This window comes from Flavobacterium ustbae, from assembly GCF_003946915.1.
Taxonomy (GTDB): Bacteria; Bacteroidota; Bacteroidia; order Flavobacteriales; family Flavobacteriaceae; genus Flavobacterium; species Flavobacterium ustbae.
The window spans coordinates 69,547-87,688 of the sequence record NZ_RPOC01000015.1 but is presented as its reverse complement, the minus strand read 5'-3'; the positions used below and the strand labels follow the sequence as shown (position 1 = coordinate 87,688).

Genomic DNA, 18,142 nt, shown 5'->3' with positions numbered 1-18,142 from the left:
TTAAGAATCAAGATTAACCAAAATAAGAATTGGCTATGATTAAAAATATAAAAAAGGGTTTAGCGATAATAACAATGCTCACCGTTTGCGGAGCGATGGCACAGCAGGATCCGCAGTACACGCAGTATATGTATAACACAATGACCGTAAACTCGGCTTACGCAGGTTCATTAGGACATCTAACTATTACAGGACTTTTAAGAACACAATGGGTAGGAATGGAAGGCGCGCCAGACACACAGAGTTTCTCTCTAGATACCCCAATTGCTAAAAATTTGGGATTAGGAATTTCGATTGTTAATGAAGAAATCGGCCCAACAGAAGAACAGTATTTAGATGCCAATTTCTCATATACCATTCAATCTAGCCAAACGCACAAACTATCATTTGGTGTTAAAGGAGGCGGACGTGTTCTCAATATCGATTGGTCTAAAGGAAGTTATCGCGATCCCGATGCGCAGTTTAGAGAAAATATCATCAATAAATTTCTTCCTGTTGTTGGCGCTGGATTATACTGGCACGGAGAACGAGATTATATCGGACTTTCGGTTCCGAATTTCATGACAAGAGAGCGCTATACTTATGATGATATCGGAGAAGATCTTGTCAATGAAAGAATACATGTTTATTTAATCGGGGGAATTGTTTTTGATCTTTCGGCTCATACCAAATTCAAACCCGCGGTTCTAGTAAAATATGTATCAGGAGCACCCATTATCGCCGATTTCTCAGCCAATTTTATGTTTAATAATGCTTTTACATTAGGAGCCGCTTATCGAACTTCTGACTCTGTAAGCGCATTAGCCGGAATACAGATTTCACCAATGTTCATGGTCGGATATTCCTATGATTATACCACGACACAGCTTAATAATTATAACAGCGGCACCCATGAAATTGTGCTTCGTTTTGAATTGGTTAACCGCAAGAAAGGACTTAAATCTCCAAGATTCTTTTAATACGATCGTCTATGAAAAGAACAATTACTATACTCGCACTGCTAGTCATTCAAATGACTTTTTCGCAGACCAAAAACAAAACTGCCGATGCGCTTTTTGATAAAATGTACTATATCGAAGCGGCAAAATCATATGAAATTTCTATAAACAGCGGTGATAGTTCTAAAGAAATGCTGCAACGCATTGGTGATGCTCATTATTTTAATACTCAAATGTCTAGAGCCGCTAAATGGTATGGAAAACTAATTGCAGAGTATCCTAATGAAGTCGCACCCGAATATTTATTTCGTTATGCTCAGTCTTTACAAGGAATTCAGAATTATGAGCTGGCAAAAAAATGGATGAAAGCTTTTGCAGCAAAACAAAAAACATCTGATGTTCGAGCACAGAACTATTCGCTCAAAAATCTGACTTTAGAAGATATTGAAAATATAAAACCATCATTTGTATTAGAAAATCTAGAAATCAATTCAGCATATTCCGATTTTGGCCCTATGTTTTATAAAGGCGATTTAGTGTACTCTACAACAATCGATTCTTCGTATGTAAAAACAAACAAATACGGCTGGAACGATCAGCCTTATCTTAATATGCAATTGGGAAAAATTAGCGAAACGCAATCCAATGTCACTTTTAAAGAAAAGTTCGGCAAAGATATTACCACGCAATACCACGAAGCCTGTGTGGCATTTTCGCCCGACGAAAAAACAATTTATTTTACCCGTAATAATTACAACGGAAAACTAAAACGCGACAGCAAAGGAATTAATAATCTAAAGATTTTCTCTGCCACCGCAGTAGAAAACAGTAACGGAACCATTTCGTGGAAAGAGGTTAAAGAACTTCCCTTTAACAGCGATAATTACTCTGTCGGACATCCTTCTGTGAGCAAAGACGGCAAAAAACTATATTTTGTTTCAGATATGCCGGGAACAATTGGTTCAACCGATATTTTTGTAGTAGACATATTGGGCAATAATCAATTTTCTAATCCGAGAAATTTGGGCGAAAAAGTAAATACAACCGGACGTGAAATGTTTCCGTACATTACCGATGAGGCATTATATTTTGCTTCAGACGGATTTTTAGGTTTAGGAGGGCTTGATGTTTTTGAAAGCCGAATAAATGAAAATCTATTTGAAGAACCTTCCAATCTTGGCGCGCCATTGAACAGCAGCAGAGATGATTTTGCTTTTATTGTAAATGAAGAAACCAATCGAGGTTTTGTTTGTTCGAACAGAAAAACCGGAAAAGGTGATGATGACATCTATTCATTTGAACGTACCTGCAACCAGACTATAAAAGGCTATATATTTGACGCTATTTCAAACAAAAGACTTGCTGGAGCAATCCTAACCTTAAAAAATGAAAATGGCCTTAAAATCGACGAAACGGTGTCGCTGATGGATGGCGGTTACGAGTTTACGAAAACCTTAGATTGTGGCGCTACTTATACTGTTGAAGCATTAAAAGATAATTTTACGGTTAATTCTAAAACTTTTGCAACAGCAAAAAGCTCTGGAAAAACCGAAGTCCCAATCGGATTATCGCCTTCTTTGATTGTAAATGAAAATGGGATTTTAAAAATTAAAATCGGAATTATTTTCTTTGATTTAGACAAATCAGAAATTCGATATGATGCTGCAATAGAATTAAATAAGATAGTTCTCTTAATGCATCAGTATAATACAATTGTAATTAAAATTGAATCCCATACAGACTCAAGAGCCAACGACCAATACAACTTGGAATTGTCTGACAGAAGAGCTAAAGCTACCAGAGATTACTTGATTTCACAAGGAGTAGCTTCAGAACGAATTGAAAGCGCAATTGGTTATGGCGAAACACAATTAATCAACAATTGCTCCAACGGAGTTCCGTGTACAGAAGCGCAACATCAAATCAATCGAAGAAGCGAATTCATCATTACTAAAATGTAAAAAAGCGTCCTAGAAAATCCCTAGGACGCTTTTTTGTTTAAATTCCAACACAAGCCAGTGTCTGTATCTTCTATTCTATATTCTATATTCTATATTCTATATTCTCTATTCTATATTCTCTAACCCCCTAAATATCTAATTCGCTAATTCTCTCACTGAAGCTTCACACACATCCATTCTCCTTTCATAATCAGTCTATCTTCATCAAAAGCTTCACCCGACTGCTTAATAATTTTTTCGCTTGTGCGGATATTTTTCACCACAAATTTAACGAGTTTATTGAACTCAACACCACCAAAAAAACTCCACTTTATCTAGACTTACTAATCCAAAAACCCCGTCTGCGATTCCTAAAAGCTTTATCCCCGCGCCTCCGCATTGTGCCATCGCTTCGATTAAAATAGTTCCAGGCACAAAATTAAAATCTGGGAAACTGCCCTGAAGCCAGGCATCTTTTTCTGTAAACGTCTTTAAGCCAATAATTGATTCCGTTGTATAAGAAATAATTTCATCAACAAAGAGAAACGGAGCTCTATGCGGAATTAAATCTTCTATTTTTTTAGTCATGTCTGTTTAATTTGCAACAATGTACGAATCTGAAGGGAATTAAGCAACGTTTTAAATTATATCTCTATTAAATTATTAATAGATTCCTGAATTATCAAATAAAAAAGAGATGCACAAGCATCTCTTTTCAAGTTACCAAACTCTAAAATCACTAAGTTCTATTCTTTCAATAAGACAAAACTTTTAGCATCTGCTTTGATTTTATTTCCTTCAAAATCGATATCAATAATTCCTGCTTTTCTTGGAGAAACACCCGAATTGCTATAGTGTGTGTGAAGCACATATTTCATTTTTCCATTTTTATCGTAAAAAACATCGCCATGCCCAATTCCATTTATTCCAACATTTTTACGACTGATTATTGGACTTTCTGCTGCTTTTTCCCACGGTCCATACGGACTTTTGGCGGTTGCATACCCTACCGCATAATCTGGATTTCTAAAATCATTTGCAGAATAAATCAAATAATACAAATCATTGTGTTTTAGCACTGTTGGCCCTTCTGTTACAGGCCATGGTACGTTTTGTGTATTCTCCCAAGGAAGCAATCCAGAAATGCATTCTTTAAGCGTTTCTTCTTTGATTCCAGACATATCTTCTTTTAGTTCTGCAACAAAAATTCGGTTTCCGTTTGTTAAACGCACGTGATAAAGGTATTTTTTGCCGTCCTGATCAACAAAAACAAAGGGATCGATCTGTTTGCCCAAATTAAACATTGGAGCTTTAGAATCGTTTTTAAATGGCCCTAACGGGCTATCACTACTTGCAATCGCAATATTCTCATCGGCGGTATAAATAATTTGATATTTTCCGTTGAATTTAAAAATCTGAGGAGCCCAAAATCCTTTTGTTCCAAAAGCGTCTCCTTTTTTTAATGCCAAACCATTTTGATTACCAATCGGACCTTTCCAATTATTTAAATCTGATGAAGTGTATACTTGAAAACCTTCTCCATTAGGAAAATCTCCACTTGTTGTTCCATACAAATAATAAACTCCATTTTCATAAAAAATGGTCGGATCCGCTAATAAAATTGGAGCGGTTTCTGAACTCGCTTTTGCCTTATTTTCTTTCTCTTGCGAGCAGCAAACAAAGAAAAAAAGCAGGCTGACCATGCTAAAATATTTTTTCATTTTTAATTAATTTTTTAATTGAATTAAAATAATTTTATTTACTAACAATTAAATAGTTAACACTACAATATAGACAAAAACTATAGTAGCTTTTTGCATCAATTTTATTGTTTTTATCCCTTAATTTCAGCAGAAATCATTTTATAAAATTCGCAAAACTATTTTCGTTTTCCTTTTGATAAAAATCTGATTTTTGTTTCTTCCAAAATAGACAATCCTCACGCTCCTATCTTGTCATTTTTTTGCGATCCTAAAAGGCAAATTTTTACATTAAATTCTATAATCTCTACTTTACGTAGGCGCACTGCTGTGCGTCTCTACAATTACATTTGCGGATTCACTTTACGTGAGACGCACTGCTGTGCGCCTCTACAAATACCTTTTCGACCTTAATTAACAAAAACTTTGCGTCCCGAAGCTTCGGGATTACGTAAACTCTTTGCGCTTTGCGGTAAAAATCTCCACACAATATTAATTGCCAACGGAAAATTTATACAAAGAAACCGTGTGATATTTAGCTCCCGGTTTCAAAACAATAGAAGGAAATTTTGGCTGATTTGGAGCATCTGGAAAATGCTGCGTTTCTAAGGCAAAAGCGGTTCTAAAATCATCCTTCACTCCTGATTTAAAGGTGTTTTGACTCTGCATAAAGTTTCCGCTATAAAATTGAAGTCCAGGTTCTTCTGTGTAAACATCTAAAGTAACACCTGAAACATCTCCTTTAATAGTTGCAGCATGTATAAAGCCGTTTTTTTTAACAGAATTCAGCACATAATTATGATCATATCCTTTTCCAAATTTCAGCTGTTCATTTTTAGTTTCAATCCTTTCGCCAATAGTATGCATTGACGTAAAATCGAACGGAGTATTTTTCACCGATTCTAGTTTTCCTGTCGGAATCAAACCTTCATCAACTGGTGTAAATCGGTCTCCGTAAATCTGTAATTGGTGATTTAAAATTGTTCCACTTCCTTCTCCATTCAAATTAAAAAAAGCGTGATTCGTTAGATTTACAATTGTCGTTTTGTCCGTAGTGGCTTCATACTCCATTTTTACGGTTTTGTCATTTGTAAGCGTATAGGTCACTTTTACTTTAAGATTTCCAGGAAAACCTTGTTCGTTATCTGGAGATAGGTACGTAAAAATCAAAGTCTTTTCATCTTTCTTTTCAGCATTCCAAACTATATATTGAAAGCCTTTTACACCGCCATGCAATGCATTTTTTCCGTTGTTAAGCGGAATTTGATATTGCTTTCCTTCAAGGGTAAATTTACCTAATGCAACTCTGTTGCCAACTCTCCCAATGGTAGCTCCAAAATAAGGCTCTGTGGAGTTTTTAAAGCCTTTTACGCTATTCATTCCAACTACAACATCGGTTTGTTTTCCATTTTTATCTGCTACCCACAAACCTACTAATCGCCCACCATAATTGGTAAAAGCTGCTTTTATGCCTTTATTTTCGATCCAGTACAAACTGACTTTTTTACCGTCAATGATGGTGTCAAAGCTTTTAGGATTTAAAACAGTTTTTACCGAATCTTTTTTGATTTCAGCTTTTTCTTTTAAAGCGTCTTTTTCTTTTTTGCTGTCTTTACAGCTCAATTGAAAAAGAACTATAAGCAAAACTGCAACTCTGTAAATATTTTTCATTTTCTTGAATATTAAAAGTTTACCTATTAGGTCAATTGAATAAAATTTAATTTAAACACATAGAAACATAGTTTTTATTTCTCTTGTCTGATCTCAGAGAAAAAGCAAGCTTAATCATAGTACTATCTGTATTATTCTTAGTGAAACGCCTCTAATGCGTTCCCAAGAGTTATGTTTCTATGTGTTAAATAATTTCTTCCAATGTTTAAAGTTTTCATTATTTTGAAGGAATTGCCAATTGAGTTCCTTCACTTACTGGTTCGCCTAAAACAGGAAATCCGTTGGTATCCCAATCAATTTTCTGCATTCTTGGCGATCTTTTATTGCCACAACCTTCTCCTGGATTTGAATTGGCATGATATAAAATCCAGTCTTCTTTTCCGTCAGGAGATTTAAAAAACGAATTATGTCCAGGAGCATATACTTTGTTTTTCGCAGATTGTTTAAAGATCGGTTCTGGAGCTTTTTCCCATGCTTTTGGATCTAGCAAATCATCATCGCCTTTAAACGATAATAGTCCTAAAGCATAAAAATCTGTCCAGCAGCCACTCGCAGAAAAAACAATGAAAATTTTACCGTTTCTTTCTAAAAACTGAGGGCCTTCATTCACATTTACCTGCGGCGGATTTACATCATCATGCAATGCTCCATGTGTTTCCCAATCATTTGTTGGTGCAGAAATCATAACACGATCTCCCTCAATTTCAAGCGGATTTTTCATTTTAGCAATGTAAATATTCTGCTGTCCGTTGGTATCTCCTTCCCATCCTGCCCAAATCATGTACAATTGTTTCTTATATTCAAAAACATTTCCGTCAATTGCCCATTTATCAGTTTTAGCGGCTATTTTTCCCTTAAACTCAAAATTACCCTTAAATGGATCTGATGATTTATTTTCTAAAACATACATTCGGTGATTGTTATTATCGCCATTATCTGCCGCAAAATAACAATACCATTTCCCTTTGATGATATGAAACTCTGGCGCCCATATTTCAGCCGAATAATTGGTGTTTTCGGGAGGTGTCCAAATCACTTTGCTTTCTGCATTTTTAATATCCGAAAGGTCTTTTGTTTTCCACAAAACCAAACGGTTTCCCAACGTATTGGTATAGTAATAATATCCTTTGTAATACGTACTGTAAGGATCTGCTCCCGACGGCAAAATTGGGTTTGTGAAGGTTTTCTGCTGCGCAAAACTTATTGTTGTAAGCAGGAAAAGAATTAGGTGTTTTTTCATTTTTTATTTTTTTTACTTGATTCCTTTAACACATAGAACATAGCTCTTCTTTGTCTGCAAAAGGTGTTACACTTCTTTAAAATAAACATAAAGCCAATCTTCAGTCTTGTATCTCTGTAAAAGTCACTTATATCTACATTTTTGCAAACATAGCCCAAGGTTTCAACTTTGGGAAACGTATTGTGAATCACGTTATGTTTACGTTGCGTACTCAAGGTTGAAACCTTGGGCTATGTCCTCAAAGCTATGTGTTAGAAACTAGTTTCTTTCCTGAGCTCCTTTTTTGCGTTTAAAAAAATCTATGTTTCTATGGATTTAATTTTTTTCGCCCGCTGATTTTTTATCTGCTAATTGCCATCCCGATAACTATCGGGAGCGAGAGAAAACAAAAATTATTTCTTATACCTACATTTTGCAAACATAGCCAAAGGTTTCAACCTTGGGAAACGTATTGTGAATCACGTTATGTTTACGTTGCGTACCCAAGGTTGAAACCTTGGGCTATGTCCTCAAAGCTAGGTGTTAGTGACTAGTTTCTTTTCTAAAGTCTTTTTTTGCGTTTAAAAAAATCTATGTTACTATGTGTTTAATTTTTTTCGCCCGCTGGTTTTTTTATCTGCTAATTGCCATCCCGATAACTATCGGGAGCGAGAGAAAACAAAACTTATTTCTGATTCAAAGCGTTAATAACCGCAGTATTAATTTTATTCACCGCTTTAAAATCCATTTTATCGATTTTTCTATCATAGGTCATAAAACCGTTTACCTCGCCTTCCACATCTGTTGTCTGAGTGTAGACTGCAGCCGAGAATCCTGTTTTAACGTATTTTTGAAGCGTTTCCGCGTACTTTACGTATTCGGCGGTAACTTCTCCTTCATTTTTAAATTTAATGTAACCCCAGTTGTCATTTGCTCTCCACAAATGTCCTTCTAGCGGAAGACCTATTCCACCATATTCGCCTAGAACGGTAACTCGTCTAGCATCATACAAATACATTTCTGGTCCTGGATAGTTGTGTAAATCTATAATATCTCCTGCTTGAAAGTGATTTCCTCCGCTTGCCGAATTCGTTAATCGGCTTGGATCATAGTTTTTAGTCCATTCGGTAATTTCTACCGTTTTAAATTGTCCCCATGCTTCGTTAAACGGAACCCAAACGACAATACTTGGATAAGAATACAGATGATCCATTATCTCTTTCCATTCTTTCCTGTAGATTTCTTCCGATTTTGGCGAACGCCTCAATTCCGTTCCTTCAAAATATTCTCTATTTTGCCAAATTGGCTGTTCGTCTCCGCTTGGCATATCCTGCCAAACCAAAATCCCTAACTGATCACAATGTGTATACCAGCGTTCTGGTTCGACTTTTACATGTTTACGAATCATATTAAACCCTAATTCTTTCGTTTTAATGATATCATACTTTAAAGCTTCATCTGTTGGTGCAGTATATAATCCGTCTGGCCACCAGCCTTGATCCAAAGGTCCGAATTGGAAATAGTCTTTATTATTCAGCTGCATTCTCATAATGCCGTTATCATCTCGTTTAGACGAAATTTTACGCATGGCAAAATAACTTTTCACCTCATCTGCCACTTTATTTTTACTGATTAAGCGAATTTTAGTCTGATATAAAAAAGGACTCTCAGGCGACCACAATTTGGGTGCATTTAGAACGATATCATTGCTTTCGCCTACAATAGCTTTTTGTTTCTTAATTTCTTTTCCGTTATCAAAAACAGCTATTTCTACCCAATCTCCTTTTTCTGCTCCCGAAACATCTGCTTTTATGCTGATGGAATTTTGATCTATATTGGGATTTGTGTGTAACGAAACAATACTTTTAGCGTTTACAGGTTCAATCCAAACGGTTTGCCAAATTCCAGTTACGGGAGTATACCAGATTCCTTCAGGGGTTTTAACTTGTTTTCCTCTTGGCTGCGGACCATCGTTTGATGGATCCCAAACTTTTACAACCAATTTCTGATTGCTTCCTTTTTTGATAAAGGGCGTAATATCAAACGAAAATGGTGTGTAGCCTCCCGTATGCGTGCCAACTTTTATATCATTAACAAAAACCTCTGTTTTCCAGTCGACCGCACCAAAATGCAGCAGAATGTTTTTTCGCTTCCAACTAGATTCAATCGAAAAAGTGGTTTCATACCAAAGTTCGTTTTTAGCCCCCACTTCTTTCATTACTCCAGACAAGCTTGATTCTGCCGCAAATGGAACCAAAATCTGTCCGTCGTATTTTAAAGGGGCTTCTTTTCCGACTTCCTGAATGGCATATTTCCATAAACCGTTTAGGTTTTTCCAGTCTTTTCTTTCCATAATCGGACGTGGATATTCTGGCAAAGGTTTCTTCGGGTCTACTTGCTCTACCCATTTGGTTTTGATTTTATCGCCTTGCGGTTTCCATTGCGCATTTACTGCAAACATTGAAAACAAGGCTAAAAAAAGGATACTTTTTCTTTTCATCTTTCTATTTTTTTTTAAAACCATATAAGTCATGTAAGGTCATTTTAGTTTAAGTAGCAGTTAGCTTATTTGGTTAAATAAAACCATATAAGTCATTTAAGGTCATTTTAGTTTAAAGACTGCCAAGAGCATATAAGATTTGAAAATCGGTCAACACAAAATTTAATATGAACTTATATGGCTTATATGGTTAAATAATTTCTGTGATGTTTTCTAATCAAAATGAATTACCGGGCTTATCTCCACATAAGCCCGATAATTACAGAACTAAACTAACTTAACTAACCAATTCTTTTTTATTGAACCATATAAAGTCATATAAGTCTATTTTAGTGTAGCTGTCGCTTAAAACTGCACTAAGAGCATATAAGTTTTGATTTTTAAGCAAAAAAACTTTAATATGAACTTACATGACTTATATGGTTTAAAACTTTTATTTTTTCTCGGTCAAGCCGAATTTCTTCACCAAATTGTCGTATTCTTTTTTAGAGATTGTAATCATACAGCCGTGGCGTACTTTTTCTGGAAGGCTGTATTTGTCCCAATCGGAAAAAAAAGTGTAACCTGAGGCTTGGTACCAAGGTCCGTTTAGGTTATCTGCGATTGATAATCCGTACGAAACACCTGGATATTGTTCGTAATACATGTACCATATTTTATCATCTGGAGAAGGCACTAGCATTGGCGCTTCTCTAAAATTTGGACTTATAGATTGCTGGGGCAAAGAATAAGGGCCTAAAAGATTTTTTGATTTGGCGATTCGGATGGTTTTTCCTGTAGTCCAATACAAAGTTGGGTAAGTTTCATCTTTAATCACGGCGTAGTAGGAATCGCCGACTTTACGAATAAAGACATCTATAGTCCCCATATCCCAATCAAATAAACGTTTTGGTGTTCCTTCGAATGTTTTTAAATCTTTAGACAAAACATATAATGTTCGCTGACTAGCCCAATAACGTTCTCCGTCTTCTTTAGTTCCTTCCAAATGTGGCGTGTGCCAAGTCATGATGAACTTTGCAGATGGTTCGTCGTAATAGAGTTTTGGAGCGCCAATTCGCTGTAAAGCGTTAGAATAATCAGGTGTACTCTTTAAATCTGGTGTATAATCCGAATGTTTTTTCCAAGTAATCAAATCATCCGAAACCCAGATATTTATTGCTTTCGCATCATCTCCTGTATTTCCTGCAATGTAATATTTTCCATCAGGGCCTTTACAAATGTCAGGATGTCCTTTATAGTCTTCAAAAACTCGTTTTCCGCTATTTAAATTTTCCCAATGAAGTCCGTCCAAACTCACAGAATAATACAATCTTCCATAATCATTGTGCGTCATGTGCGCAAAAAGATAGGCTTCGTTTTTAGGCTTTTCATTTCCTTTCACTTGTCCCGGAGGATCAGGCTGCTGGGCATTTGCAGAAAAACCGATCATTATTGCCGTCAATAAAAAAAACTGTTTTATTTTATTTTTTTTCATCTTACTTGAGATTAAAATATTTTGTTTTGCTACGAATTACACTAATTTTCGCTAATTTTTTAACAGATTAAAAGGATTATCATTTTAATTCTTTTTCAACCATAGCCCAAGGTTTCAACCTTGGGTACGCAATGAAATTACCTATTCTGTGTACCCAAGGTTGAAACCTTGGGCTATGGTTTTAAGCTTTACGCATAGCTATGTGCTTTATTATTGATAAAATGCCTTTTATGCAGCCCAAAAAGCTATGTTTCTATGATGTTTAAAAATCTTTCTGACACTTTTATGTGTTTTTTACATAGCTCAAGATGCCAATTCATTGTGTACCTTAGGCTATGTTTTGTATAGCTTCAGAAAAAAAATCTTTATAATCCTTTTAATCTGTGGCTAAAAAATTATCTAATTATCAAATTGACACATTCTCTAATTCTTTTTATTCGCTTCAGAAGTCATTTTCTTAATCAAATCCGTTTCTGCTTTTATGTAAGGTGTTCCATCGGTATGCAACACATCATGAAACCAGAGTTCTGGCTCTGCTGTATAGGTTTTAGTCCAACTATCCCAAGCATATTTGGTTTGTGTTTTTCCGTCTACAAATCCCCAATTGATCATGCCTACGTTGTATTTTCTCGCAATTGGCAGAAAACTTTCAAAAGTGCTACCGTTTGGTCTAGCCATATATTCTGTACAGATTAATGGTTTTCCATAACGTTTTAGTTGTTTGATAACTCTTTCAAAATCCTGTGGTTTGTCATAGTTATGGAAAGAAATAACATCAGACTGCTCTATTTGCATTTTGTGCATTGGCGCCATTTTAGCTTCATCGCTCCAGTCTCCTACCCAAACCCCAGAAGTTAATGGTTGCGAAGGATGACTTTCTCTTGCCCATACAAAAACATTTTTTAAAAGTGGCAGAATCAAATTGACTTTGTTTTTAATTTCTACTTTTTCGTAAGATGGGCCCGTCATATTATCGGGTTCGTTCCAAACATCCCAACCTAGAATACGGTTATCATCTTTAAATTTAGCAACGGTTTCTTTTACATATTTTTCTAGACGAGGATATTGTGTTGTATCCTGCAATACTTTTTGCCCAGGACTTTGCATCCAGCCTGAATTATGTGTATGAGGTTTTGGCGCACGCTGTTTGCCTAAAGCAGGAAACGGATCCCAGCAGGAATCAAACAAGACAAAAAGCGTTTTAATATGATGTTTATCTGCAATTTCTAAGAAAGTATCCATGCGTTTGTATAATCCCTTTGGATCTTGCTGATGCAATAAATCATGAAGATAAACACGCATTACGTTCATGCCTAAATCTTCTGCCCAGCCCAATTCCTGATCGATTCTGTTAGGATCAAAAGTATCTTCCTGCCACATCTCTAACTGATTTATAGCTGTGCTAGGAGAATAATTTGCCCCTACTAACCAAGGCTGTTCTGCATACCATTTATTGGCCTGATCTTTTGTCCAGATTTCACGTTTACTTTTTTTACAGCTAAACAATACAAGTCCTGCTAACACTAGGGTCAGATACAATTTTATATTTCTCATTTTAGGTTTTATTTTAGAACATATGTTCTTTGGTGATTAAAGGAATCGGAATTTGGTGCTTTCCGATTCCTTAGTAAATAGGCTTTAATTTGCTGAGTGTTTTTTTTAAACACATAGAATCATAGCTTGTCTTTGTTTGTAAAAAGGCGTTTCACTTGGTTTAAATTCACATAGATTTCTATGTGAGAAAGCGAGCTTTCTTATTTTTACCTTTTAAGCATCCTAAAAATCTACGTTTCTATGTGTTTAAATTTTCACACGCAGCTATTTTTTAATATCCAGAGTTCTGATCTAGATTTGGATTATTATCTACATCGCTTTGCGGAATTGGCATTCTGTGATTTTTACCAACTGTGAAGTTTTTAAAATCTGGATCGCGAAGTGCAATTTTATCTACAGAAGCTTGAGTATCTAAATCTCCCCAACGTTTTAAATCTTCCCATCGAACACTTTCTCCGGCCAATTCTAAAACTCTTTCCGTTTTCAAACGCTCTAAGAATTTGTCATGATCGTTTCCAATTTCAGGATGTGCGACAGCCAATGTATTCATGTTTACACGAGCTCTTACCATATCTACATATTGGTATGCCGCAGCTGTATTTCCTGTTTCGTTTAAAACTTCGGCGTAGCGTAATAAAATATCAGCATAACGAACCAGTCGGTAATTTACTTGATTGTAATAGTCTTCATTATTTCTGTAGTAATCACGGCTTCCTTTTCTAAACCAAGCCTCATCATTATTCCATTCCCAATCTCTGCCGTAGGTTTTATCTCCAAAATCGGCCAATAACTGCGGATAATACAAGGTCCATCTTAAACGAACATCCAGATTGCCCTCTTTATTTTTTTCTTGTTTAAAGGCATTTACTAACCATAGACGAGCTTGTCCGTCTGACCAGCCAATTCCTCTAGGCGCAAAAAATTGAGAACGGTTACTAGAAACTGCAGCATTTTGTGCTTCGTCGGTTCCTCCTTTTCTTTGGTCTCCAAACTGAATTTCAAAAACAGATTCGCCGTTATTCTCATTTACATCTGTAAAGTTGTCTCTATAATTAGAAACTAAAGAATATTTAGCTCCAGCACCTGTAATCAAGTATTCCAAAGCTGTTTTTGCTTCTGGCCATTTGCGTTGCTGCATATATGTTTTTGCAAGAAAAGCTTTTGCGGCACCTTTATCTGGTCTTCCCAACTGGTCTGCTGCCCAATCTCTTGGCAAATCTTCAAAGGCTTCGTTTAAATCTTTTTCTACTTGAGCCCAGATTTCTGCTACCTTTTTTTGCTGTGGCAAATCTGCTGGCGTAGAAGGCTCTAAAACCAACGGAACATCTTCCCAAATTACCGCTGCATAGTAATAATGCAAGGCTCTAAAAAATTTAGCCTGCGCTATAACTTTCTTTTTATCCTCTTCATTTTGAAAAGTAATATTCGGAACATTCGCTAAAACCTGATTACATCTAAAAATAGCTTTGTAAGTATCTCTCCATGTTACGGCATTTCCTTCCCAAAAATTATAATTGATGTAATTGAATCTTGTCCAATCGGCCAATTCTGTCCACGGGCTGACACTATAACCTTCATCTGAAGTAAGATCTAGACGAAAATAAATCCATCTTGCCCACAATCCATCTTTATAAAACATGGCATAAATGGAGTTTACACCGGCTTGTGCATCACTTTCCGTTTTCCAGTATTGATCTACTGTGATATCATTTGGGCTATTCAGATCCAATTCATTTTCACAAGCGGTAAAAACAAGGCCTAAAAAAGCTGCTGTTATAATTATTATTTTTTTCATTACGCTGTTTTTTTAATTAAAAGCTAAATTCTACACCAAAAGAATACGTCTTAAGATTCGGGAAAGAACCATTATCAACACCTCTTTCAAAAATTCTGTTATCACCCGTGTTGCTAAACTCAGGATCTAAACCTTTGTATTTAGTAATCGTAATAACATTTTGTGCAGACAAGGTTAATCTTGCTCTTGTAATTCCTGATTTTTCTAAAACACTGCTTGGCAAGTTATATCCAAAACCAATGTATTTTAGTCTGATGAAATTGCCACTTTCTAAGAAACGGTCGCTATCTCCTCTTGAATTTAAAGTAGAACCTTTCGTAATTCTAGGAAAATCAGTATTTGGATTCTCTGGCGTCCAAGGCTGAATACCTTTTCTATAATTACTATTATCATCAAAACGATCTACAACACTTCTAAATCCGTTGTAAACTGTAGCGCCGTTTGCTGCAATCCAGTTCATAGAGAAATCAAAACCTTTATATTCAGCTCCCGCGTTTAAACCCATTTCAAATTCTGGCCACGGACTTCCCACAATTGCTTTGTCTTCGTTGGTAATTTGTCCGTCTCCGTTATTGTCTTTAAATCGAATATCTCCAGGAACAGCGTTTGGCATAATCACTTTTCCTTCAGCGTTTTTGTAGTCATTAATTTCCTGCTGATTTTGGAACAATCCATCTGTTTGCAGTACATACCACATTCCTACTGGACTTCCGCTGCGAGTCATGGTGTTTCCAATAATGTTTTCGTTTTGTCCGTTACCTAAAGAAACCAGTTTGTTGTTTACCTTTGTGAAGTTTACAGAAGCATTAAAAGAAAATTCGTTGATTTTTTTGCTGTAAGCCAATTCCAATTCAAAACCTTTATTTTCTACCGTTGCAGCATTCGAAATCGGGTTTCCTCCGTCATTTCCAGTAGTCAATAAAATTGGGAAACCAAATAATACATCTTCTGTACGAGCAATAAAATAATCTGCTGTCAAACGTAAATCATTATTTAAAACCCCTAAATCTAATCCGATATTGGTTTGTTTTAGTTTTTCCCAACGCAATTGCGAATTTGAAAGTTTTACCTGAGCTGCAGAAGGATATAACGTTTGGTCTTTTCCTAAAACAATCTGTCCGAAATTATTAATGAAGCTTTTAGACTCATATTCTCTAATATTTCCAGAACCTAATTCTCCATAACTAGCTCTTATTTTTAAATCTTTAATAAATTCTGATTTAAAGAAAGATTCGTTGCTTATTCTCCATCCTGCAGAAAGAGAAGGGAAATTCCCCCATTTATTGCCGTCGCTAAATCTTGAAGAGCCGTCGCGTCTGATTACAGCATTAAACAAATAGCGATTATCATAATTATATTCTAATCTTCCTAAATAAGAAGTTAAAGCCGCTTCGTTGATAAAACCTCCTACAACTGGTGAATCTCCTTGATTTAAAACTTCATAGTATTGACCAGTTCCAGAATTCATCGGAAGATTTCTTTTGGTTCCGTAAATTTGGTTATAATTGTCTTCTTGGTACGTCTGACCTACTAAAACAGTAATATCATGTTTACCAAATTCTTTTTTGAAAGTCAACGTGTTTTCAAACAACATCGTTTCTGACCTTCCTTTGTTTTGATCCGTCTGAGAAGGATCTTCTGGCTGATTTAAAGTCCAGCTTCCTCTTTTTCTCATGAATTTATAAGAATCAAAACTAGTTTCGTATCCAAAATTAAATCGGTATTTCAGCCAAGGCACAAATTTTAATTCTGACCAGATATTTCCTCTAATTCTAAAGTTTTCATTATTTACATTAGAAAAATCTGCTAGCGCCAAAGGATTTGTACCAAAAGTATCCGCAACTCCTTGTTTTCCGTACCCGTATCCACCTGGATTAGAAGGATCGTAAAGCGGAATTGTCGGAGTCATTCTGTACACATCAATAATTGGATTTCCAGACATTTCATCTGTTTTCGAATTACTGATTGCTAAGTTTTCCCCAATACTGAAAATTCCTTTTGTACCGCTAGAATTTACACGGAATGAAATTCTGTCAAAATCAGTTCCGATCACAGTTCCTTCATTTCCAAAATAATTTCCAGACATAAAGAAACTTGAATTCTCACTTCCTCCAGAAAAACTAGCATTATAATCCTGAATCATTCCTGTTCTAAAAACCGCATCCTGCCAGTCTGTATCTACAGCCATATTCAAGTTTTGTCTTGTAAATCCAGCATTATCGTACGCCATATTGTTGTATTTGGCAAACTCTTCAGTTCCCATCAAATCATAGCGAGGCATAACGGTAAAACTGGTTTTTGCAGAAACTTCAACTTGCAGCGGCCCTTTTTTACCTTTTTTAGTTGTAATGATAATGACACCATTTGCTGCTCTAGAACCATAGATTGCTGCTGCCGAAGCATCTTTTAAAACCTGAATCGATTCAATATCATTCGGGTTAAAATCTCGGTTTGCAGAAGTCACTAAACCGTCTATTACGTATAATGGATTTGTATTCTGAAGATTTTTAAGACCACGAATTTCAACATTAGCCTCTTGTCCTGGGCGTCCGCCTCCGCGAACTTTAACTCCCGTCACTAAACCTTGAAGTCCGTCTGCTACTGTGGTTACTTGTCTTTTCTGAATTTCGTCAGGCTTAACTAAAGCAACAGCTCCTGTAAGATCTTTTTTCTGTTGCGATCCGTAACCTACAACAACTATTTCTTCTAGTTTCATAGCGTCTTCTGCCATGGTAACATCTATAGAAGTTTTGTTGTTAATGGCAACTTCTACTGTTTTATAGCCTTGCGAACTAAAAACTAAGGTCTGGCTCCCGCTGGCTGCAATTTTAAAGCTCCCGTCAAAATCGGTAACAGCGCCATTCTGGGTTCCTTTTATTAAAACATTCGCAAAAGGAACTGCCTGTCCATCTGCGGTAGTCACTTTTCCCGTAACGGTTATTTGCTGGGCAAAAGCGGACTGCAGTAATAAACTAAAGAAAACCAAGAGGTAATATCTCTTCGTTAAAAAGTGAGTGAACTTTGTTTTCATTGATTTTTGCATTTTAGATAGTTTTATTTCTTTTTGTGGTTTGGTTTAAATGAAATATTGAATTATTTAATCGTCCGGAACGCGAACAAAAAAAGAACTAATATCCTTTGTTTGTAATAAATTGTTCATTTTGTTTCAAAATTATTAATGGTTTGATTTTTCAAACTTTATTTTATTGATAGTATATTTTTACCCTTAAAATTTTATCAATATCTCTTATTTGAAAATTCAAAGTAGACGCTTTTTATTCAAAATAAAATGCTTCATTTGTGTCAATATCTCTTTCAAATGATTCAAATTGTATTAAAAACAGCCCAATT

The 18,142-nt window shown here is 35.7% G+C and carries 11 protein-coding genes; 2 read left to right on the top strand and 9 right to left on the bottom strand.

Annotation, left to right across the window (positions count from 1 at the left end; all coding sequences use genetic code 11):
* Nucleotides 1–35 precede the first annotated feature (35 nt).
* Together EG814_RS16670 and EG814_RS16665 are read left to right on the top strand one after the other, a co-directional pair.
* Complete coding sequence (locus EG814_RS16670) at nucleotides 36–959, top strand: PorP/SprF family type IX secretion system membrane protein (protein WP_125723032.1); 924 nt, start codon at nucleotides 36–38, stop codon at nucleotides 957–959.
* An 11-nt stretch (nucleotides 960–970) separates the two neighbouring features.
* Nucleotides 971–2,899 (top strand): OmpA family protein, encoded by a 1,929-nt coding sequence (locus tag EG814_RS16665; protein ID WP_125723031.1) that lies wholly within the window; start codon nucleotides 971–973, stop codon nucleotides 2,897–2,899.
* 285 nt (nucleotides 2,900–3,184) lie between these two features.
* Here EG814_RS16665 and EG814_RS16660 read toward each other — a convergent pair whose 3' ends face one another.
* From EG814_RS16660 to EG814_RS16620, 9 genes are all read right to left on the bottom strand, one after another.
* Nucleotides 3,185–3,466, bottom strand: coding sequence for a hotdog family protein (locus EG814_RS16660; protein WP_235830998.1), 282 nt, complete (start codon nucleotides 3,464–3,466; stop codon nucleotides 3,185–3,187).
* Nucleotides 3,467–3,624: 158 nt separating this feature from the next.
* Nucleotides 3,625–4,599, bottom strand: a complete 975-nt coding sequence (locus EG814_RS16655; protein WP_125723030.1) for a glycoside hydrolase family 43 protein — start codon at nucleotides 4,597–4,599, stop codon at nucleotides 3,625–3,627.
* Nucleotides 4,600–5,070: 471 nt separating this feature from the next.
* The gene (locus EG814_RS16650) at nucleotides 5,071–6,249 is read right to left on the bottom strand and encodes an aldose epimerase family protein (RefSeq protein WP_125723029.1); all 1,179 of its coding nucleotides are present in this window, start codon (nucleotides 6,247–6,249) and stop codon (nucleotides 5,071–5,073) included.
* Between the two features lie 217 nt (nucleotides 6,250–6,466).
* The gene (locus EG814_RS16645) at nucleotides 6,467–7,489 is read right to left on the bottom strand and encodes a glycoside hydrolase family 43 protein (protein WP_125723028.1); all 1,023 of its coding nucleotides are present in this window, start codon (nucleotides 7,487–7,489) and stop codon (nucleotides 6,467–6,469) included.
* A gap of 664 nt (nucleotides 7,490–8,153) precedes the next feature.
* Nucleotides 8,154–9,968: a glycoside hydrolase family 2 protein gene (locus tag EG814_RS16640; RefSeq protein ID WP_125723027.1), complete on the bottom strand. Its 1,815-nt coding sequence runs from the start codon at nucleotides 9,966–9,968 to the stop codon at nucleotides 8,154–8,156.
* 433 nt (nucleotides 9,969–10,401) lie between these two features.
* Nucleotides 10,402–11,442, bottom strand: coding sequence for a glycoside hydrolase family 43 protein (locus EG814_RS16635; RefSeq protein ID WP_125723026.1), 1,041 nt, complete (start codon nucleotides 11,440–11,442; stop codon nucleotides 10,402–10,404).
* Nucleotides 11,443–11,865: 423 nt separating this feature from the next.
* Nucleotides 11,866–12,996, bottom strand: a complete 1,131-nt coding sequence (locus EG814_RS16630; protein ID WP_125723025.1) for a cellulase family glycosylhydrolase — start codon at nucleotides 12,994–12,996, stop codon at nucleotides 11,866–11,868.
* A gap of 271 nt (nucleotides 12,997–13,267) precedes the next feature.
* The gene (locus EG814_RS16625; RefSeq protein WP_125723024.1) at nucleotides 13,268–14,791 is read right to left on the bottom strand and encodes a RagB/SusD family nutrient uptake outer membrane protein; all 1,524 of its coding nucleotides are present in this window, start codon (nucleotides 14,789–14,791) and stop codon (nucleotides 13,268–13,270) included.
* A 16-nt stretch (nucleotides 14,792–14,807) separates the two neighbouring features.
* Nucleotides 14,808–17,822, bottom strand: a complete 3,015-nt coding sequence (locus EG814_RS16620) for a SusC/RagA family TonB-linked outer membrane protein (RefSeq protein ID WP_235830997.1) — start codon at nucleotides 17,820–17,822, stop codon at nucleotides 14,808–14,810.
* Between the last annotated feature and the right edge of the window lie 320 nt (nucleotides 17,823–18,142).